Consider the following 20524-nt stretch of genomic DNA (forward strand, 5'->3'; position numbering starts at 1 on the left):
GGCTGCGCACGCGGCGCTCCGGCGCTCGACCTCGATGGGCTGTCGTGGAGATCCGGAGCGAAGGAGCCGGCTGGCCGCTCTGCGGGACCAGCCCGATCGACTCCTCTGCAACCGTGGTCCGGGGCGGCCTCGGGTCACGGCGACCCGGGGCCGGCGGGGCAATCCACGCTCGTGCGAGCGGCGCCTCAGAACGCCGAGCCGTTCGCGCGAAGGCCCGGAGAGGCGCTCGCGCCAAGGGTGCTGTGCAGGACGAACGGCGCTCCCGGGGAGGCGTCGGGGCTGCGGTTCATCGAGACGCCGTCCTGCGCCGCGAGCCCGCTCGCGTAGGTGACCGTGTCCACGGTCGTGCCCGAGGCGTTTCGCAGCGTGACCGTGTCCCCGCTGTTGCCGAGGTTCAAGGACCCCGTGGACGCCGCGACGGCCCCGCTGCCGCTCGGCACGGCGGACGCGCCGCCGTACACGACGATGGCCGTCGAGGGCCCGAGCGACGCGCCGGTCGGGAAGGTGTGCCGCGTCGACGTGCCGTCCGACAGCGTCCAGCCGGCGAGGGCGGCCGCCGCCGTGCCGACATTGACGATCTCCACGAACTCGCCCGCCGTGTTGCTGCCCGGCTCGTTCGCGAGGACCTCGTTGATGATCACGGCGGCGGTGCCCGTGCCCCCGCCGCTGCCGCCGGCTCCGCCGCTGCCGCCGGCTCCGCCGCTGCCGCCGGCTCCGCCGCTGCCGCCGGCCCCGCCGCTGCCGCCGGCCCCGCCGCCGCCGTCGGGGACCAGGAAGTCGCGCACGACGCCCATGTGCTGCATGTTCGAGGCGCCGCTGTCCGACGAGAGCGCGGGGCTGATCTCGGACAGCGGCGAGTAGACGCGCGTGTCCGCCACCAGGCCGTTCGCGAAGCTGCTCCCGCCGATGACGACGGCCGTCTCGTACGCCTCCAGGTCCCCGTCGACGAGCACCCAGTCGTAGGGCTTCGTCCTGCCGGCGTTGGTGTTCGCGTTCCCGTTCCTGTCGGCGGGATAGGGCCCGGCCGTGACGACGACGTCCGAGAGGCTCGAGACGCACGCCTCGGTCCGGCTCCCCGTGTTGAAGTCGCCGCCGATCACCAGGTAATCGCCCTGGGCCACGTTCGCCTCGATGAACGAGACGAGGTCCTGCGCCTCCGTGTTGCGCGCCGACGCGCTGGAGGTCAGGAGGTGGACGCTGATCGCGAACACGTGGCCGGGGCCGGGGATATCGATGCGCGCCCACGCGAAGTCCCGGTTGCTCACCGACGTGTCGTCCCACTCTCCGGACGCCACGATCGGCCACCGGCTCACGATCCCGTTCGGGATCTGCGCCCCGCTCTCGCGGTAGTAGCTGAACCCGGCGCCGAACGTCGCGTCCACGAAGCCGCGGATCTCGGACGCGGTATTGCCTCCGTAGTTGAACTCTTGCAGCAGGGCGATGTCGGGCTTGATTCCCTGCAGGATGCGCTTGCCGTGCCCGGGATCGTAGCTCTGGTTGTTGCCGCTCGTGATGTTGGCGGCCATGAGCCGGACGCGCGTCGACAGCGCATCGCTGTGCTCGCCGAGGAGCTCCGCCTCCGCGCCCTCATCCTCGTCGAGCGGCAGATCGGCCGCGCACGCGGGCATGGCGAGCGCCGCGGCGAGCAGAGGCAGTCGAATCCATGAGCATCGCTTCAAGAAAGAAGACGTCGATCGCATATCGCTGCACCCGACCTTTCTGGGGATCGTCTCCTGAAGCATCCCCTCGAATTCTTCGGGAAAATTCACAGGGAGGCGGGGAGACGGGGAGTGAAATCACTCCGTTCTCCCCGTCTCCCCGCCTCCCTGTTGAATTCTTCTCTAAAAATGTGAGCAAAACGAGGGGTTTGTCAGGAACGTCGCATTACAGCACGGAACGATGGCGTGGCGGTGTCGCGTTCGTCCCTGTTCCATGCAGTGAGGATGCCATTCCGGTTGCGGACGGACGACACCCGACGTCGGGCGCGCTGGTCGGCTCAGCGGCTCGCCATCGCGAACGCGATCCCGCTCTGGAGGGAGCTCTTCACCGCGCAGCGGCCCATGTTCGCGCCGCGCTCGGCGAGGCGGTGGGCGACCTGGGGGCGGATCCCCGTGAGGACCACCTGCGTGCCGAGGAGGCCCGCGACCCGCACCGCCTCGAGCAGCGCCTCCATCGCCGGCGGATCGATCTCGTCCACGCCGGTCAGGTCGATGATGGCGATCCGCGTGCGGCGATCCGCGATGCCGCGCGACAGCGCCTCGATCATGCGGCGCACCCGCCCGGCCTCGAGCGGGCCGATGAGCGGCACGACCACCACGTCGTCGCGGATGGGGATGAGCGGCATGGACAGCTTCGCCAGCGCGGCGTCCTGGGCCTTGATCACCTCCTCCTGCAGCCGCGCGCGCTCCTCCTCGGCGCGCTTGCGCTCCGTCATGTCGATGCCGGTCATGATGACGAACCGGACCCGCTCGTCCCTGCCGCGCAGGACGGCGCCCGACCACGCCGTCACCCGGCGGGCCCCGTCTGCAGCCGTCCACGGCACCTCCACCTGCTTCGTCGATCCGCCCGAGCCGAGCTGCTCGAAGAGGCCTTTGAGCTGCGCCGACGCGCGCGGATCCGGCGTGAGGTCCCAGAGGAACCGCGCCTCCCGGAGCCCCCGCGCGCTCCCCAGCGCCTGCTCGGCGGCGCTGTTCGTGCGGACGATGCGACCCTGCGCGTCGAGCGCCACGATGAGGCCGTCGACGAGGTCCATCACGGCCGCCATGAAGTCCCGCTCCCTGCTCAGCATCTCCTGCGCGTGCTTGCGCTCGAAGATGCGGCCGAGCTGCCGCGCGATGCGGCCGATGGTCGCCGTGAACTTCCCGTCGTCCGCGTGCTCGGCGTCGGAGAAGAACTCCAGCACGGCCACGACGTCCCCGCCGACCACCACGGGGAACGCGAACCCCGCCTTCACGCCCAGGTTCCTCGCGAGCCTGGCGCGCGGGAAATTGGCGTCCGTCGTGACGTTGCGCACCCACGCCGGCTGCTTCGAGGCGAGCACCCTCCCGGGAAGACCAAGCCCCGCGGTGAACTGTGTCGCCTCGGTGACAGCCTTGAACGTCGCGAACTTTGCTTCATCGTTCAGGTGCCAGAGCGCCGTGGGAAGGAGCAGAGACGGATCGTCCGCGGCCGGCATGTACGCATGCCCAACCGGCCAGCCGAGGTGATTGCAGATGTGCGTGATGGTGCGATGCAGCGCCTCTTCGACGCTCGCTGCCTCGTGGACGTCGACGGTGACCACCCGGAGCAGGTCCACGAGCGACCGCTCGTCCGTCAGGACATTGTCGAGCCTCAATCGAGCTCGCGCCGCTACTTCATCCGAGCGTTTGAGGGGGCAAGTCATGCATGAAGCCGTAACATGCGCCATGTATCAAATCCGTTTCGACGCGGCGTCGTCGCCGGTCCGCTCGTTTCGCTCGTTTGCCATTGATCGGCGCGGCGCCCGCGGTCCCCGGCCAGCGCCGCGGCGTCGCGGTGACGTCGCCGGGCGGGCGGCGGGCGCGCCGGGGATCCTGGGAGATCACGGCGCCGGTCATCGGAGTCGTCGCTGGACGGTGGCGCGCTCTTCCCCTTAAGGTGTCGACCCCCGCGGCGGCGAGGCGGCGTGCGCGGGAGCGCGGGCCGTGAAGCAGGCGACGGCCGCGGCGCCCTCTCCGGCTTCTGCTCCAGTCTCTGACGGCTTCTGACGGACAAGGATGATGATGCTCTCGAACTGTCTTCGCCGGTGTGCGTTCGTTGTGGCGTTGCTGGCTGCCGTGCCGGCGCTCGGGGCGCCACCGCCGGCCGGCGCCTCGGCCGAGGCGCAGCAGGCCGCCCGGACCAAGGCGCACGAGGGGCTCAAGCTGTACGGCGCGGACCGCTGGCAGGAGGCGTTCGACGTCTTCCAGGAGGCGGATCGCCTCTTTCATGCGCCGACGCTGGTGCTCTACATGGCGCGGTGCCAGCGCAAGCTCGACCGCCTGGAGGCCGCGCGCGACCTGTACGAGCAGGTCCTCGGCGAGCCGCTCCCGGAGGATCCGCCGACCGCGTTCCTCGAGGCGCGGAAGGACGCCGAGACCGAGCTCGCGGGCGTGCGCGCCGCGCTGGAGGCGGCCGCGGTGAAGGCGCCGCCCCGCGCCGAGCCCGCGGCGCCGGCAGGAGCGGAGGCCGGCGGCTCGCTGGTCCCCGCCGGCGTCGCGTTCGGGCTCGGGGCGGTGGGCATCGGCGTCGGCGCCGTGACCGGCCTCATGTCGCTGTCGCAGGTCTCGGACATCAGGTCGCGCTGCGAGGGCCGGCGCTGCCCGGCCGAGCTGCAGGCCGACGCGGATGCAGCGGCCACGCTGGGCCATGTGTCCACCGTGAGCTTCATCGTGGGCGCGGCGGCGGCAGCGACGGGCGTCGTGCTGGTCGTGGTCCGGCCCGGCGGCGGCAGCGGGCCCGATGCCGCGGGCGCGCCTGCGGCAGCGGGCGCGCCGCCGCGAGCGCCGCGCGGCGTGGTCTGGAGCGCCGGGGTGGGCCTCGGGCGGATCGAGCTGCAGGGGAAGTTCTGATGCGAACGCTGGCGCCGCGCGCGAGGAGGGGCTGGCGTGTCGGAGCGCTCGCGGCCCTGGTGCTCTCCGGCGGCAGCGCGTGCACGAGCATCTCCGGGATCGGCGATCTCGAGTTCGGCGTCGGCCAGGGCGTGGGAGGCACAGGCGGGGGCGGCGTCGGCCAGGGCGGCGTCGGCCAGGGCGGCGCGGGCGGGAGCGGCGCAGGCGGCGGCAGCACAGGCGGGAGCGGCGCAAGCCAGGGAGGCGCTGGCGCCGGCGAGGGGGGTGCCGGTGAGGGCGTCACAGGCGGGGGAGGCGACGGGGGCAGCGGCGGCGGCGCCGGCGAGGGCGGCGCCGGCGGGGGTCAGCCGCCGGGCCCTCCGACGGCGGCGGAGCTGCTCGCGCTCACGGCGTCGTGCCGCCCGGCCTCGTCGGGAAGCTTCAGGAACGCGTTCGACGGCAGCGCGGAGCCCGGCATCCCTGTCTGCCAGCTGAACGGGGCGTACTTCTGGCAAGCCGGGATGGGGATCGACTGCGACGGTCTGTCCCACGAGTCCACCGAGTGTCCCTCGTCGACGGCTCACACGGCGCTGGCCGACTCGCAGGGAAATGCGCTCGACTCGGTCCACCTCCCGTTCGTCGTCGCCCCCAACAGCTGGCCCGACGAATGCGCCGCGGTGGCGTGGAACCACAGAGACGCCGGCGTCGAGCTGGGCGCTGTGGTGGCGGTCATCCGCGGCGACACGGTCGCTTATGGCATCCTCGGCGATACCGGGGAGTGCGATACGATCGGGATGGGCTCGTACGCGATGGCGCAGGCCGTGGGCATCGAGCGGCCGGGCGCCGGGGTGGCGAGCGGCGTCACCTACATCGCCTTCGCGGGGCCGCGGGCGGTCGTCGATCCCGTCGAGGACCACGCGAAGGCCGAGGAGCTGGGGATCCAGCTCGCGGCCCAGCTCCTCGCGGCTCCCTGAGCTGGCGGTACGGGAGCGGGAGGATCGCCTTCGGGCGTGGGAGGATCGCCTTCGGGCGTGGGAGGATCGCCCTCGGGCGTGGGAGGATCGCCTCCGGGAGCGGGAGGATCGCCCCCGGGCGTGGGAGGATCGCCTCCGGGCGTGGGAGGATCGCCGCGGGGTGGCGCAGGGCCGCCCCGCGGCGACCGTCATCGCGACGTCAGTCGCACGTCGCGGCCTGACAGGCCTCCATCTCCGCGCCGCACGCCGTGCCGATGCAGGTATTGCAGGCCTCGGCGTCCTGGCCGTCGCACGCCTCGATGCAGGCGCCGTTCCCTCCCGTCATCTGGCAGGCGAGCGCCGCCGAGAGCTGGGGGCCGACGCTCTCGCAGCTGTTCACCACGCAGCCGTAGGCCGCGGCGTCATCCTGGGCGCTGCCGAGGCACTCGAACGCCTGGGCGCACGTGGTCTGCCCGTCGCCGAACCACGTCGCGGCCTCCAGGCCCTCCTCCGTCCGGCAGTTCTCGTAGGCCGGGGAGCGCGGGAAGTACGGCCCGATCAGCATGCACATCTCGTCGCGGGTGGTCAGGCCCTGCGCGATGTTGCGATCCTCGACGTTGTTGAAGTCGCAGTGGTAGTCCAGGGACTCTCCCGCCTTGACCTCGAGGAAGGGCGAGAACTCCTTCGACGGGACCCCCTCCCACCTGTCGTGGGCATAGAGCTCCGTCATCGTGCCGTCGAGAGCGACCTTGTTCGCGACATAGCCGACGCCGCGCCGGTGCATGTGCGACTGGATCCTCACGACGGAGATATCGTTCTCGGTGACACAACGCATCCGCGCCGTGGAGCTTCCGTGCGCCGGCACGCTGATGAAGGGGTTGTAATGGAAGAGCATGCCCGCCTCGACCTCCACCTCATCGTCCGCGATCGTGTAGAGGTTGATGCGCGCGTCGGTCTCGATGGGGTTGGACGACGAGTTCAGGTAATGGGTGTTCATGAGGAGCACCGTGCCCGGCGGAACCTTGAGCGCCACGCCCTCCGGGAGATCGCCCAGGAAGGAGTTGCCGTCGGGCGACTGGGAGCCGGCGACCACGCCGTTGACCTCCCAGTCGGCCTGGGGGCCGTCGTTGCAGTCGTGGACCTGGGTCGCGTCCAGGGCGACGCCGCGGCGCGTCTCGGTCGGGATCGACGTGTAGGGCGTCGTGTACAGGAGCACGTGGTGGCTCCCGCCGGAGAACCGCACCACCTCCCGGTTGACGTTGAGCCCCTCCGCCGGCGCGACGAACAGCTGGCAGCGCTCGATCTCCTGCGCCGGCTGGAGCGTGGAGACCATCCGATACTGCACGCCGGTGCCCTCGGCCGGCGGCGCCAGGATCTCGTCCTCGGAGGGTTGAGGGGTGGGGCTCGAGGAAGAACAGCCGAAGAGCGCAGTTGCACCGAGGAGAGCGATGAGTGAGGTCGTTGTTCGCATGCGTTGATCCCTGCCGTATGTTGATATCGCATCTCGCGCGCGCCCGTCGTGTCGCGCGCACATGGCTCCCGGGGGCTCGCGGGGGGGCGCGCACCCAGGCAAATCGATCGACGCCGGCTGGTCCGCGCCGGCATGTCCGCGGCCGACCTCACCCCGCCGAGGGCGGAGTCGGACGCATCATGAAGTCATCTCCAGGATCGAGGGCGGCCGCGCCAGCTCGGCCGGTCCCGCGAGCCCCATCTCGGGGAGCGGCCGAGCGATGTGTCGATGGCGAGCCGCACATCGAGGCGAGCCAGCGTCGCCCCGATGCAATAGTGATTGCCGCCGCCAAAAGCAATGTCCTTGTCGGCGCCCCGCTGCAGATCAAACGCGACAGCGCGGGGGTGGACGATCGTACCGCTGGCCACGTCGACACGTACGCTCAGCGACGCGAAAACCTCCCCACCGTCCTCGCTGCCACCCGCAGCGGCGCGGGGCTCCTGTGGCGACTTGGCGGTTCCCTCATCCACGCAGGACGGGGGAGTCCCCCCGCCACGCACATGTGAGTCTGCCGCGAGAGCAAGGACAGGCTGTGCTCGTTCCGCTGCTCGCAGCTCGCTGTTCAAGGCGAGCTGCGGGGCGTTCGTCGTGAGCGCCCACGCTGGACGATCGGTCATGAGGAGGCCATCACGCAGCAAGGAGTCGACATCCTCAGCGCCGGAGGACGAGCCACGCGCCCCGCGTCCGTTCATATGCCATGGCACATCGAACGCCTCGGTCGACAGTGCGTACATCCTTTCGCTTCGCCGTGAGTTGTCGCCAGGTTGCGCTCGACCGCGGTTGCGTCCGGCGTCGAGCATCGTTGAATGCCATGCGGACGAGCGCCTGTCGAGCCTCGATCCAGGCCCCGACGGGGCACCCGGAGCGGCATTGACGGGCTGTTTTGTCGCTGTTTTCGCGCTGGTGCAGGTCAGATCATGTGTTGAGTGAAGAACTGTAAAGACGTTTTGATAAGTGTGATGTCGCGAGCGCGGCGCAAGGCAGCGAGGTAGGGGCGCGCCGGCGCGCCCGCTCTTCCGGCGGGGCGAGGGCGATCCGGGCGTGCACCGTCGCTCGGTCGCTCGCGCGCTCACGCCGCTCGCGTCGCTGCGCGCGCACCTCGGCCGCGCTCTCTGGTAGCGTGGGCCCGTGCAGCCTCGCGCCACCGCCTGCCGCCTCCCTCCTGCGATCGTCCTCGGGGCGGCCGTCGCCTTCCTCGCTCCGGCCTCGGCGCGGGCCGCGGACCCGGCCCCGGCCGTCGCGATCGACCTCGGGGGGGTGCAGCTCGAGCTCGTGCTGGTGAAGGCGGGGCGCTTCCGCCAGGGCTCGCCGCCCGCGGAGGCCGGGCGCGGCGACGACGAGGCGGTCCGGGACGTGACCCTCGGCCGCGACTTTTACCTGGGGAAGTTTCCGGTCACGGTCGGGCAGTTCGCGCGCTTCGCCGCGGAGACCGGCTACCGCACGGAGGCCGAGGTCGGCGCCTCGGGCGGGTTCGGGTTCGACGGCAAGGGCCTCTCGCAGCGCAAGGAGTTCACCTGGAGGACTCCCGGCTTCCCGCAGACCGACGTGCACCCTGTGACGCTGGTGACCTTCAAGGACGCGGGCGAGTTCACCCGCTGGCTGACGCAGAAGACCGGCCGCGCCTTCGACCTGCCGACCGAGGCGCAATGGGAGTACGCCGGCCGCGCGGGGACCCAGACGCGGTTCTATGCGGGGGACAACGAAAGCGCCGCGGCCGCCATCGGGTGGTTCAAGGCCAACGCGGGGAGCGGGACGAGGCCTGTCGGGCAGAAGCAGCCGAACGCCTTCGGCCTGCACGACATGAGCGGCAATGTCTACGAGTGGTGTCGCGACTGGTACGGCCCCTATGCGCCCGGCGCGGCGGTCGACCCCGAGCAGACGGCGCCCCCGGCCGGCGACAAGCCCCGGCGCGTGCTGCGCGGCGGGTCGTGGCTCAAGGACGCGAAGCACCTGCGCGCCGCGGCGCGGTACCGCAACGACCCCGGCAGCCGCAACGCGGACAACGGCTTCCGCGTGGTCGCCGCGCTCTCGGCGAGCGCGCCTGCCGTCGCGCCCGGGCCGACCCCGCCGCCGGCGGCGACCGCGCAGGCGCCTCGCTCGAGCTCCTGGTCGACCGCGGCGATGGTGGGGTTCGTCGGCGGCGGCGTCGTCCTGGCCAGCGCCGTCGTCGGCCTCATCGGCCTCCTCGTGCACCGCGCGGTCGGCCGCAGGCCCATGGCCGGGGGGCCGCCAGGCGTGACGTTCCGGCCGCAGGGCGACGGCCTCTGGCTGCACGCGCCCCCGCACCTGCACGGGTCGGTGCTCCACTACCGGTGCCTCGTGAAGGGCGCGATGCGGCGCGCGTCGGTCCCGATCGAGCCGGGCCCGCGCGGGCAGTTCGTCTACACGGGCGGCGTCCCGTCCGCGGTGGAGGTGGAGCAGATCGGCGCGGCCGCGTGGGCAGCGCCGCGCGCGGCCGGGTGGGCCGCGGCGCCGTCCGCCGCGCCGCGCGCGGCCGTGGGCGCCGCGGGTCGACGCTCGAGGGACCGCATCTCGAGCGCGCCCGACGTGGCCGCCGCCGCGCCGTTCCGCGGCTATCCGTCGGCCTACTGAGCCGCGCCGCTCGATCGCGCATGTTTCGCATGTCCCGCATGTCCCGCATGCGCCGCCCGCTCTGCGCCGTCTTCGCCGAGGCGCCCGCGCACCGCGCCCGCGCCGGCCGCACGCTGCGCGCGCTCCGGCTCGCCGGGCTCGCGCCGGTCGACCTCACGGCGGCGCCGCTCGCGGCCGCGGCGGAGGAGCTCGCGGCGGGGCCGGTGTGGCTCGTGCGCGGGGGCGCCTGGCCTGCGCCCTCCGCCGCGCTCGAGCCGGAGCCGTTCCCGCCGCCGAGCGACACCGGGCTACCGCTCTGCGCGCTCGGCGCCGTCCTTGCGCCGATCGATCTGCCGGCGATCGTCCCTGCGCGCTCCGACGCCACGGCGTGGGCCGACGCCGACGCCACGGCGTGGGCCGAGCTACTGCGCGCCACGGGCGGCGAGCTGAGCCGCGCCGCGCGCGCCCGCCGCGCTCCGGGGCTGCCCCGCGCGGCGAGCGTGTACCTCGACGGGGCGCTCGCCGCGGGCGTCGCGGCGCGGCTCCGCGCGGGCGAGCCGCTCGACGCCGCGCTCCAGGGCGAGCTCGGGGCGCGGCGGGCGCGCGTGGTGCGGCACGCGCCGCTCGACGTGTGCGACGACGCGGCGCCGCGGGTCGCGCAGGTGGTGACCAGCTTGCAGCAGGGGGGCGCCGAGCGGATCGCGATCGACCTCGCCAGGGAGCTGCCGCGGCGCGGCGTGCGCTCGCTCGTCTGCGCTGTGTACCGGCCGACCCGCGCCACGTTCGCCGCGCCGCCGGGGGCGCTGGATCTGTCCGATGCGCGCGGCGATCGGGAGGCGCGCTTCGACGCGCTCGCCCGCGGGCTCGCCGCGTGGGGCGCGGATCTCGCGCACGCGCACCTGCTCGACGCCGAGGATCTCGCGCGGCTGTCCGCGCGCGGGTTCCGGCCGCTCGTCACGGTGCACAACGTGGCTGCGGGCTGGCCGGCGGGCCTGGAGCGCCTCGCTCCGGACGACGCGGCGCTGCTCGTCGCGTGTGCGCGCGCGGTCGAGGCGGAGCTCGCGGAGCGCGCGCTGCCGATCCCGGCGCGCACGGTCTGGAACGGCATCGACCTCTCGCCTGCGGAGGCGGCGCGCCGGTCCGGGTCGGCGGAGGCCGTGGCGTGGCGGCGGCGTCTCGAGATCGCGCCGGACGACCTCGTGCTGCTCGCCGTGGCGAACCCGCGGCCGCAGAAGCGGCTGCACCTGCTGCCTGGAATCCTCGCGGCCACGCGGGCCGCGTTGGCGGCGGCCGGCGATCCGCGGGCGGCTCGGCTCGTCATCGCCGGGAGCGCCTCGCCCGGCAGCGAGCAGGCGCTGGCCGCGGAGGCGGAGATCCGGCGCGAGGTCGACCGGCTCGGCCTGCGCGCCGAGGTGCGCTTCGCGGGGGCGGTCGGCGACGTCGCCGGCCTGCTCGCGGCGGCCGACGTCCTCGTGTCGCCGAGCGCCCACGAGGGGCTGAGCCTCGCGCACCTGGAGGCGCTCGCGGCGGGCCTCCCGGTCGTCGCGACCGGCGCCGGCGGCACCGCGGAGATCGCGGCCGAGACGCCGGCGATGGTCCACCTGCCGATCGACGCCGCGCCCGAGCGGATCGCCGGGGCGATCGTGGCCGCGGCGCGCGCCGGCGCCGCGGGCGATGCGCGCGACCCGTCGACAGGCGGCCGGGAGGTCGCGGCGGAGGCGCGCGCCGGCGTGGGGCCGCCGAGCGGCCGGGAGGTCGTGGCGCGGCACTTCAGCCTCGCGCGGATGGCCGAGGGCTACGCGCGGCTCTACCCGCGGGCGATCGCGCGGAACCGCGGCCTGCGCCGGGGCGACGGGCTGCTCCTCGTCACGAACAACTTCTCGATGGGCGGGGCCCAGTCGAGCGCGCGCCGGCTGCTGCTCGGCGTCGTGGCGGCCGGCGTGCGTGGCCGGGCGGCCGTGATCGAGGAGCAGCCGGAGTACCCGACGCCGGGGCGGCGCGCGCTCGAGGCCGCAGGCATCCCGGTGCTGGCGGTGCCTCCGCCGGCCGACATCGAGCCGGCCGAGGCGGTGGAGCGGCTGCTGCGCGCGATCGAGGAGGACCCGCCTGAGGCCGTGCTGATGTGGAACGTGATCGCCGAGCACAAGGTGCTCCTGGCCGACGGGCTGCTCGACGTCCCGCTCTTCGACATCAGCCCGGGCGAGATGTACTTCGCCTCGCTGCGCCGGTATTTCGCGTCGCCGCGCCGCGGGCTGCCCTACCGCGCGCCGCGCGACTACGGCGCTCGCCTCGCCGGGGTGATCGTCAAGTACGGGGCCGAGGCGGCGCTCGCCGCCGAGGTGCTCGGGGCGCCGGCGCACGTCGTGCCGAACGGCGTCGCGCTCGGCCCGCGCCCCGTTGCGGCGCCGCGCTCGACCCCGCCCGATTCGCACGCGTCCGGCGGCGGGCGCGCGCTGCTCGCGATCGGGACGGCGGCGCGGATCCACCCGCACAAGAAGCTCGACGAGCTCCTCGCCGCGCTGCGCCTCGCGGCGCCGCGCTTGCCGCCGCACGTGCTGCGCATCGCGGGCGGCGTGGAGCGCGGCGCCGAGGCGCACGCCGAGGAGCTGCGGCGGATGGCGGCGGGGCTGCCGGTCGAGTGGGTCGGCGAGCTCGCCGACACGCGCGCGTTCCTGCGAGAGCTCGACGTGTTCGCGCTGATCGCCGAGCCCGCCGGGTGCCCGAACGCGTCGTTGGAGGCGATGGCCGAGGGGCTGCCGGTGGTGGCCACCGCGGTCGGCGGCATGTCCGAGCAGGTGGACGACGGCGTGACGGGCCGGCTGGTGCCCCCGGGCGACGCGGAGGCGCTCGCCGCGGCGCTCGTGGAGCTCGGCGCCGATCCGGCGCGGCGGGCGCGCATGGGGGCGGCGGGGTGGGAGCGCGCGCGGGAGCGGTTCTCGCTGGAGAGGATGGTCGCCGACTACGTGGGCGTGTGCCTGGGCGGGCGGGACGCGCGGGCGAGGTGAGGTGCTCGCCAGGTCGGCAGGGATCGCGCGAGCTGCCTCTGGTTCGGGAGTTTCACTCGATTTCTACGCAGATGGCATCACCGAGCTGGCGAGAGTCGGTCGCGCGGATGCCGCAACCGTAGCCTACACCGTCGATCGATCCCCCTCCGCCGATCCTCGCGATCCCCCAGTACCCGACGTGAGTGCATATCTCATCCGAGTAGGCGGAGGCGGTAGCGAAGTCCACGTGCTCGAAGCCTTCCAGGCACTGCTCTCCGCCTCTCACCACCGCAAAGGTGGTCCCGTCAATGTCAAAGAGCTGGTAGTTGGGCTTGCAGAGCGTGTATTCCAGCTCGCGGGTATCGTTGGCGTGCTGCTGGCAGTTGTTCCACGGGCCGTCTATCGAAGCCCCGTCTGCGAGACGAAAGACCCCTGAATAGGGGAGCTCATCGCAGCGGGCGAGAAACGTCCAGAAGGCGTCGACTGGGGCGAGCGGCGTGTATCCTGCGGGGCAAGCTTCTCCTTCGTAGACTCCGAACACCGTCTGAGCTTGAGCGGGTGCGCTCAGCGAGATGCCTCCGGCGACGAGGCTGCAGAGCAGGGCGCGCATGGCCGTCACGTGATAAGTGTGTTTCATTCGTTTGCCAATGTGTTGTTATGCTGGGTTAACTTCCAGGCCAAGCGCGAGGCCAGGTTCCATCCTCCGTCATGCCCTCTGCACCGGCGAGCCACAAGATGAGCCCGCCGCAGCCGGAGGTCCGGAGGCAGGCGCATCCGAGCCGCCCCGCCCGGCAACCGCGCCAGGATCATGTCCAGAGTATGCGTCGACACGGTGGGCGACACCAGACAGCGAGCTGGAACGGCGGCGTTCGAGAGGTGAAACAGTGCTATCGGGCGCGGGCGCGTCGGCCCTGGATCCGGGCGGGCACGGGCAGACACGAGAGGGCCGGCATCATTCCGCCATCGCATCTCCGCGCAGCATCGCGCCGCACAGCCGGCGTCACTTCAGGCGCAGGTAGAACTCCGCCGCGTCGAGGCGGTTCATCGAGCCTGCCGGACCGGTGATGATCGCATGTTGGCCGGCGACGAGCAGACCGGCCGTGGAGAGCGCCTTCATGCCGCCTTCGACCTGCTTCGCCGTGGCCCCGGACGCGGACAGATCGACGCCGTCGAGCGGACCGCTCAGGTCGGTGTTCAGGCCATGCTCGGAGAAGGAGGGACAGGGATACGTCACGCACACGATCCCGGTGCTGTCGACCCGAGAAAAGTGGCCCTTCGGCGTATTGCCCGTCGCCCCGAGCCAGATCTCGCTGGCGACGAGGACGTCAGCCGGCCGCGACCGCAGGTCGCCGAGCGCGACCTGCTTCAGGCCGCCGCGGACCAGCGCCTGCCCGGCGCCGAACGCCTCTCTGGCTTTGGCCTCGGTCGAGCGGTCGAGGCCGAGCCCGGACAGATCCAGCTCGAACATGTGGCATTCTTCTTGCCAAGTCCCATCGGCGCAGCGGGTCACGCTGGTGTTGACGCGAGCGACGAAATGGCCGCCGCAGATCGGCGCGACGCATTTTCGGTAGTCAGGATGGGTCGCGATGAAATAGTCCGCCACGGCGACATCGGCAGCGGCCAGCGCGCCGACATCGTCCTCGACGTCGAGCTCGGCCTGGGCGAGGTCCCCCGCGAGGCCGCCCTCGCGCGGGGCTTCGCAGGCGAGCGCTGGCGCGGCCAGCACGCCGAGCAAGGTCAGCAGCGAGAGGCGATGATGGGTGAGGTTGAACATCGGTGTTCTCCAGGAGCGGACACGGGTCAACGTGGATGCGAGCGCCCGGGCCGGTCCGCAGGCTCGGGACGCCTTCATGGGCTTCCACGCGTCGAGGGGGCGAGCTGTCGCGAGCATGGTACGCCCCCGCCGCCCTGCCACCTGCTCGCCGTGCTTCGCCCGGAGACGATCGGCTCCAGCGAATGAATGTAGTGTGCTAGCAGACCTGCCGAGTGAAAAGCGGGTCGGAGCAAGAATTCGACGAGCAACGAGGCGTCGCGAAATCGACATGAAGTGACGTGGATTGTAGGGGACTGTCCCCCAAGCTCATCGGTGCTTTACGGAGAGCTTGACCAACTATGCTGGCACGGGATCGCGCCGATTCTTGCCGCGGTTCTGACTCGGATTTTGCCGCTATCGTTGCTCGCGCATCCCCGTCCTCCGTGGCCGAGCGCCGCGGGGAGCATCCGATCTCGAATCGGGACCAGGGTTGGCTGGCCGCATGAGGGTCGGTCGCAGCGAGCTGCGTCCTACCCCGGCTTCTTCGCCACGAGGAACGCAACCATCTTCCCAGCACCAACGTCCCTCTCCTCGATCTCGACGAACCCTGCCTCGCGCATCTCGCGGAGGATCGTCTCGCGATCGTAGGTGTAGACGAACGGCGCCTTCCCGAACCAGCGCATCACCGTGATGATCGCGCCGTAAGGTAGCCAGGTGCTGCCGAGGCAGACATTGGACGAGATGAACGAGCCGCCGGGCTTGAGGAGGTCGAAGATCGTCTTGAGGGTGCGCCTCCGATCGGGGACGAGGTGGAGGATGGAGTAAGCCCAGGCGCTGTCGAAGTGCTCGGGCTCGTACGGGGTAGGTCCGTCCAGCGTGCCCTGGCGGAAGGTGACGTTGGTCGCGCCTTGGGACTGCTTCTTCTGGTTGGCGATGCGGATCATCTCGCCAGAGACGTCCATCGCGTGGATGTGGCCCGCGAACTGCGACATCTCCAGGGCGAGCGAGCCGGTGCCGCAGCCGATCTCGAGGACCGTCGAGGCCGGGCGCAGGCGCTCGCGGGTGATGGCCTTCTTGCGCTCGAAGGCCGCGACGTTCGCCACCGGCTTGGCGGCGTACTTCTCGGCGAGGTCGTCCCAGAACTTGGCGTCGGCGGTCATGGTGGTCATGGTGGTCGATGAGTCTACGCACGCGGCGCGGCTGCGCCCGGTGCAGTTTCGTGACGCAGGGGCGCAGTTTCGCGCCACCCCTCGGCCTCGCCGCGAAACAGCGCCGCGCGCTCCGTCATCGCCGCGGTGATGCCCTCGCGCGCGGCCCGCAGGCGCGCGTTGTCCCGGAGGTCGCGGTGGCTGAGGAGCCAGAAATCGGCGACGTGGCGCAGGTCCGGCCTCGCGAGGCGCTGCAGCCCGGGCTCCGGATCGCCGGCGTACGTGGGTAACATCGCGAAGCCGAGGCCCGCGTGCGCGGCCTCCATCATGATCGCCATCGACTCGAACGTGCCCCAGATCGGAACCTCGGGATAGCTCGACGACGCGACGAGCTCCTTGACGATCCTGTGCACGCTGGATCCGAGCCAGCGCGCGGGGCGCGCGCCGCGCTCGGGGTCGAGCCGGGCAGCGTGCGCGGTCGCGACGTAGCTGCAGAGGGTGATGGGGGCGAGCCGCCGCCCGATCAGGTGCTCCGGCGGGGACGCGCCGGGCGAGAGCGCGCGCACCGCGACGTCGGCCTCGCGCTTCGACAGATCCAGGTTCTTGGCGTCGGCATCCAGCTCGAGCTCGATGCCGGGATGCTGCTCGCAGAGGCCGGCCAGGGCGCGGAGGAGGATCTTCGCGATGAACGGGTCGGTGCAGGTCACCCGCACGGGCCCCTCGAGCCGCGCGTCTTGCCCGGCGATGCCGCGCTCCAGCGCGGCCATCTCCCGCTCGACGCGCTCCGCCCCCGAGACCATCTCGTTGCCCGCGTCCGTCAGCTGGTACCCGTCGCGGTGCCTGTCGAACAGCTTCACGCCGAGCCGCGCCTCGAGGGCCTCGACCCGCCGCGCCACGGTCGAGTGGCTCACGCCGAGCATCGAGCCCGCCGCGCGGACGGAGCCCGTTCGAGCGAGCGCGAGGAAATGGCGCACGTCATCCCAGTCCACGACGCCGGCCAGCATACCCGTCGCGGGCGCGCGCGACAGATGCAGATGCGAGCCGCCGCGACCGAGGGCGCCGAGGCGCCGCGGGTCGACGTGGCGGTCGAGGCGCGCGTCAGGCGGTCTGCGAGAAAGAGGGCCGAGCGACCGGGGGCTCCAAGGAGCGGGAGGCGAGCGCGCTTTTCGGCATGAGGAGGACCAGCATGAACGGCCGGTGGCCATCGCGCTCCTCCCCGGTGAAGCGCACCAGGGCGTCACCGCCGCGAGCCCGGAGGCTCGCGCGCACGATGTCGAGCCCGACACCTCGACCGGCTACTTGACCGATCGTCTCTGCGGTCGAGATGCCGGACAGGAAGATCTGGTCGCCCAGGGCTTCATCGGGCAGCGCATGAACGCCCGCCCGCCGACGCAGCTTCTCGAGTGAAAGCCCGCTGCCATCGTCGAAGATCTGGAGCTCGAGCGCGCTCGGTCCGCTCCGCACACGAACATCGATGCGGCCCTGCGCTGGCTTGCCGGCGAGCGCTCGCACGTCGGGCCTCTCGATGCCGTGATAGAGGGAGTTGCGGAAGCACTGAACCAGGATGTCTTTCACGAGTCCCGTCCAGTCGCTGGCCAGCTGCGCCTCGGCCCGCTCCGTGAGCACCGCGGGCGCGGGCTTCCCGAGCTCCGCGGCCAGGCTCGGCAACATCTCGCGCGTCTCGTCGACCAAGCGCGCCACCGACGTAGGGTCGAGGCGCGCGAGGACTCCACGCAGCTTGCGCGCCAGCTCCTCGGCCGCGTCGGTGGGAGCGGCCGTCGCGACCAGGCCCCGGATGTCGTGAAGGACACCCTCGCTCCGTTCATCCACCCTCTTGATCACGGCCGTCAGCCTTTGCTGGCAAACCGACTCGTACTCCGCGACCGTCCGCTCGACGGCGTCCAATCGCTCCAGCAGCTCGTGCCTGTCGCTCGGTCGCTCTGGCTCCCGGCGCAACGCCTGGCAGGCGTGCTCCGCAGAGTGCAGGCAGTCCACCAGGTGCGTGAAGCCGTGCAGGCGCGCGTTGCCTTTCAGGGTGTGCAGGTTGCGCAAGGCGGCATCACAGGTCTGCTCGGAGCTCTCGACATGCGGCCCGAGCGCCGCGCGGTTCGCGGCCAGCAGCGCGCGACAGTCGGCGCAGAACGCTCGTGTTGCATCGACGCCGCGATCGAGCGCCTGCACGATCATGTCGACCTCGCGCTCCTTGTTGCGCGCCGCTTGCCTCAAGCTGCGCAGCAACGTCACGTCGCGAACCGTGACCAGCATGCGCTCCACCTGGCCCGCTTCCGACTCGATGAAGTTCCAAGATATCTCCAGGAACTGGGGTTTGCCGCCGGGACCCGTACGCTCCACTTCCCGGATCAGGTGATGGGTGTTCAGCTCCGCCAGCCACTGCTCTTGACCGAAGGCGCAGCTGAGCGCTGCCTCTGCCGCGCTCCATGCGTCCGGTCGCACGTTGGAGCCGTCGAACAGCAGCGCGAGGCAGTCGCGACCGACCAGCTCGGCATTGCCGAGGATCTCCGCCAATCGTCGAGAGTATCCCGGTTCGACGCGCCGGCTCCGGCCGATCGTGAAGACGCCCTCGTCCAGATTGTCGAGCATCGAAGCGATCTGACCGTTCTTGAGCGCCAGCTCCTCGGTGCGCTGGGCCACGCGTCGCTCCAGGCTCTCGTAGAGTTGTGCGTTGTAAATCGAGATCGCTGCCTGGCTGGCAATCACCTGCAACGCAGCCAATCGATCGAGCGTGAAGGCATACGCGCTGACGTTGTTCTCCACGTACAGCGCGCCCAGGACGTCGCCCTTGCGCATGATGGGAGCGCACAACACCGAGCGTATGCCCCGTTTTCGAATCTGCGGGTCCGCCTGGAAGGCGCTGGCCTTCGACGCGTCGTCCAGCGCGACGGCCTCTCCCGTGCGCAGCACGTAGCTGACGACGGTGGGGCACAAAAAATCGGCTTCCGAGTACTCCACGCGCTGCGAAAGGCTCGTGATCGGCCGCTCCACATGGGCGCGCGCCTCCGCGTAGTACGCGCGATCGGTGTCGTCTCGCAAGACGAGGCAGCCGTGCTCTGCTCCGGCGTTCTCGATCAACGTGGCCATCAGCGCGGCGAACAGCCGCTCGGTCTCGACCTCAACGAAGATGCTCTGCGTCGCCTTGAGCAGGGACGTGCTGTCGAAATCCTGGCCGGCCGCCATCGCGCCGCGTGGTGTCGCGACGTCTCCTCGGATAATATCCGCGAGCAAAGCGGGGTGCTCACGCGCCAGCAGTTCGAGCTTCGCCGTGGCGCCCCAGCCAGCGTAGAGCCGGTAAGCCGCCTCCAGGCATGTCTTGGCGTGAAGGGGATCGTCCAGCGATAGCCACATCTGGGCCTGGTGCTCGTGGGCGAGCGCCCGCAGGTGGATGAACCCGTCTCCGGCCGTCCTGATCGCGTCGCGGTAGCGGGCGAGCACGACTTGCAGCGGCTGCCCCGTCAGGCGCGCGTGCTCGGCGGCCAAGAAGTGGGCCTTGTGAGCGAAGTTCTCCGAGCACAGGCGGGACCAAGCCTCGAGCTGCTTCAGGTTCTCCTCAATGACAGCGAGCAGGGCCTCCCGCGCCTCCGGGCCTCCTTCGCGGCACGCCCTCGCCGCCAGCAGCCCTTCGAAGAGCTTGTAATCGGGAAGCGAGAACTGCCCCGCCGCGATGATCAAGAACTCCCGGGTGAACTCCATCCACTGACGCGCCGAAGCGAAGTCCCCCAGGATGAAGCTCGTCATCATCTGGGCTTGCCCATAGGCGTAGGAGTACTGGGTGCTCTTCTCGGCGACCACCACGGCGGTCGCTTCGTGGTCGGCCGCGGCGACGGCCTGCTTCTCCGATTCGCGTGCCGTCAATCGAGCGACGGCTCGCTCGACGACCAGCGCATTGACCAGCTGCCCTGCCGCCGAAATGTGCGTCAGGTACTGCCGCAGCTCCGCCACCTGCTCGCGGCAGGCCCGCAGCCGCGCACCGACCAAGAACGAGCGCTGGGCGCGATCGTTCTTGGCATAGGCGACGTGCTGCAGGTCGCCGAGCATGAGCCCGCTCTTCTCCCCTCGGTCGTAAACCGCGAACAGATCTCGGTAAGTCGCCTTCCAGTGTGCAAGGAAGCCCACGAACACGAAGCACACGCCCGATTCGACCGGGGTCGGCGAGAAGCGCTTCAAGAGCTCGAAGGCAGCCAGGCCGATGCGATAGGCGGCATCGTAGTCCCCGAGCATCGCGAGGAGGATGATGCCGCAGTCGGCGAAGTTCTTGCACGAGACCGCGTCGACGCCGCGGCATAGCGCCAGGTCGAACATGATGAGCTCCGCCAGGAAGAACAAGGGCGGATAGGTCTGAAACGCCGGGGGAATCACCTGCGCCAGCAATTCGAGGACCAAGCGCGACCCTGCGTCCTCTGCCGTCGGAAGAGCCGCCAGGCCCTCGATCGTCACGCGCGCCAAATGCGCTTGCAGCTTGCCGATACCCTCACCGATGCCCTGGTTGATCTCGTCGGGCGCCTCCGGCAAGCGCACGCCGAACTCGGCCAGCGCTGCGCGTACCTGGACCACGGCTTCCAGCATTCGCCCGCCGTGCTCGAGGATCCGGGTCTTCAGGACATGAACTCGGCCGCGCGCCAGGCGGTCGGGGGCGAGCCTGAACGCCTCCTCGCAGAGCGCTTCGACATGCGGATCAGCCAGCACGAACGCTGTCTCGGCGCGCGCGAAGACCGCTCGAAAGGCCAGATCCGGCGAACATTCGCTCTCGCAGCTGACCAGCAGCTCGACGGCGATCTCGGCGTGGGCTCCCGCGATGCTCCACGCGCCGCTCTGAAGCGCCTGGTGACTCGCGGTCAGGTTGAGCTCCACGAGATCGAGGTGCTCTTCTCGGTCATGGATCGCGCCGCGAGCGGCGTTCAAATGATGAAGCACCTCGAAGATTCGACTCGGCGCGCGATCGCCCCGCAGGCGCTCGCGCAGGATCCGTCCGATGCGACCATGAACTGCCACACGCTCCGCGTCGCTGGCGCGTGAGAGCGCTGCCTGCTGCACGCGCGAGTG

General features: G+C 71.4%; 12 protein-coding genes. 4 read left to right on the forward strand and 8 right to left on the reverse strand.

All coding sequences use genetic code 11. The annotated features are described in order from the left end of the window. Positions 1-185: 185 nt before the first annotated feature. Both WMF19_RS42115 and WMF19_RS42120 read right to left on the reverse strand, forming a co-directional pair. Positions 186-1700, reverse strand: coding sequence for a lamin tail domain-containing protein (locus tag WMF19_RS42115; RefSeq protein ID WP_437901730.1), 1515 nt, complete (start codon positions 1698-1700; stop codon positions 186-188). 296 nt (positions 1701-1996) lie between these two features. Then, the gene (locus WMF19_RS42120; RefSeq protein ID WP_437895528.1) at positions 1997-3334 is read right to left on the reverse strand and encodes an STAS domain-containing protein; all 1338 of its coding nucleotides are present in this window, start codon (positions 3332-3334) and stop codon (positions 1997-1999) included. 400 nt (positions 3335-3734) lie between these two features. Here WMF19_RS42120 and WMF19_RS42125 point away from each other — a divergent pair, with 400 nt between their 5' ends. Both WMF19_RS42125 and WMF19_RS42130 read left to right on the forward strand, forming a co-directional pair. Further along, positions 3735-4568: a tetratricopeptide repeat protein gene (locus WMF19_RS42125; protein ID WP_437895529.1), complete on the forward strand. Its 834-nt coding sequence runs from the start codon at positions 3735-3737 to the stop codon at positions 4566-4568. Next, positions 4568-5521, forward strand: coding sequence for a glycoside hydrolase family 75 protein (locus tag WMF19_RS42130; RefSeq protein ID WP_437895530.1), 954 nt, complete (start codon positions 4568-4570; stop codon positions 5519-5521). The genes WMF19_RS42125 and WMF19_RS42130 overlap by 1 nt, the downstream gene beginning before the upstream one ends. 199 nt (positions 5522-5720) lie before the next feature. On the opposite strand, the gene WMF19_RS42135 is transcribed toward WMF19_RS42130, so the two are convergent. After that, entirely contained in the window at positions 5721-6971 is a 1251-nt protein-coding gene (locus tag WMF19_RS42135; RefSeq protein ID WP_437895531.1) for a hypothetical protein, read from the reverse strand. A gap of 1167 nt (positions 6972-8138) precedes the next feature. Here WMF19_RS42135 and WMF19_RS42140 point away from each other — a divergent pair. Next, the gene (locus WMF19_RS42140) at positions 8139-9602 is read left to right on the forward strand and encodes a formylglycine-generating enzyme family protein (RefSeq protein ID WP_437895532.1); all 1464 of its coding nucleotides are present in this window, start codon (positions 8139-8141) and stop codon (positions 9600-9602) included. A 29-nt stretch (positions 9603-9631) separates the two neighbouring features. After that, positions 9632-12586 carry a glycosyltransferase gene (locus tag WMF19_RS42145; protein WP_437895533.1) on the forward strand — a complete coding sequence of 985 codons (2955 nt, stop codon included), beginning with the start codon at positions 9632-9634 and terminating at the stop codon, positions 12584-12586. 52 nt (positions 12587-12638) lie between these two features. On the opposite strand, the gene WMF19_RS42150 is transcribed toward WMF19_RS42145, so the two are convergent. The 5 genes from WMF19_RS42150 to WMF19_RS42170 form a co-directional block, all read right to left on the reverse strand. Further along, positions 12639-13175, reverse strand: coding sequence for a hypothetical protein (locus tag WMF19_RS42150; RefSeq protein WP_437895534.1), 537 nt, complete (start codon positions 13173-13175; stop codon positions 12639-12641). 390 nt (positions 13176-13565) lie between these two features. Next, positions 13566-14291, reverse strand: a complete 726-nt coding sequence (locus WMF19_RS42155) for a DUF6748 domain-containing protein (RefSeq protein WP_437901731.1) — start codon at positions 14289-14291, stop codon at positions 13566-13568. A 557-nt stretch (positions 14292-14848) separates the two neighbouring features. Next, on the reverse strand, positions 14849-15487 hold the full coding sequence (locus WMF19_RS42160; RefSeq protein WP_437793712.1) for a class I SAM-dependent methyltransferase: 639 nt from the start codon (positions 15485-15487) through the stop codon (positions 14849-14851). Positions 15488-15501: 14 nt separating this feature from the next. Beyond that, positions 15502-16470: a LysR family transcriptional regulator gene (locus WMF19_RS42165; RefSeq protein WP_437895535.1), complete on the reverse strand. Its 969-nt coding sequence runs from the start codon at positions 16468-16470 to the stop codon at positions 15502-15504. Between the two features lie 94 nt (positions 16471-16564). After that, on the reverse strand, positions 16565-20515 hold the full coding sequence (locus WMF19_RS42170; protein ID WP_437901732.1) for a GAF domain-containing protein: 3951 nt from the start codon (positions 20513-20515) through the stop codon (positions 16565-16567). Positions 20516-20524: the final 9 nt, after the last annotated feature.

It is taken from the genome of Sorangium sp. So ce124, assembly GCF_051525235.1.
Lineage (GTDB): Bacteria > Myxococcota_A > Polyangia > Polyangiales > Polyangiaceae > Sorangium > Sorangium atrum.

What these genes read in the sequence shown, in the direction of transcription:
- WMF19_RS42145 (WP_437895533.1), top strand. Translation starts at nt 9,632, where the DNA reads ATGTCCCGCATGTCCCGCATGCGCCGCCCGCTCTGCGCCGTCTTCGCC.
- WMF19_RS42165 (WP_437895535.1), bottom strand. Translation starts at nt 16,470, where the DNA reads ATGCTGGCCGGCGTCGTGGACTGGGATGACGTGCGCCATTTCCTCGCG.
- WMF19_RS42135 (WP_437895531.1), bottom strand. Translation starts at nt 6,971, where the DNA reads ATGCGAACAACGACCTCACTCATCGCTCTCCTCGGTGCAACTGCGCTC.
- WMF19_RS42115 (WP_437901730.1), bottom strand. Translation starts at nt 1,700, where the DNA reads ATGCGATCGACGTCTTCTTTCTTGAAGCGATGCTCATGGATTCGACTG.
- WMF19_RS42125 (WP_437895529.1), top strand. Translation starts at nt 3,735, where the DNA reads ATGATGATGCTCTCGAACTGTCTTCGCCGGTGTGCGTTCGTTGTGGCG.
- WMF19_RS42160 (WP_437793712.1), bottom strand. Translation starts at nt 15,487, where the DNA reads ATGACCACCATGACCGCCGACGCCAAGTTCTGGGACGACCTCGCCGAG.
- WMF19_RS42150 (WP_437895534.1), bottom strand. Translation starts at nt 13,175, where the DNA reads ATGCGCGCCCTGCTCTGCAGCCTCGTCGCCGGAGGCATCTCGCTGAGC.
- WMF19_RS42130 (WP_437895530.1), top strand. Translation starts at nt 4,568, where the DNA reads ATGCGAACGCTGGCGCCGCGCGCGAGGAGGGGCTGGCGTGTCGGAGCG.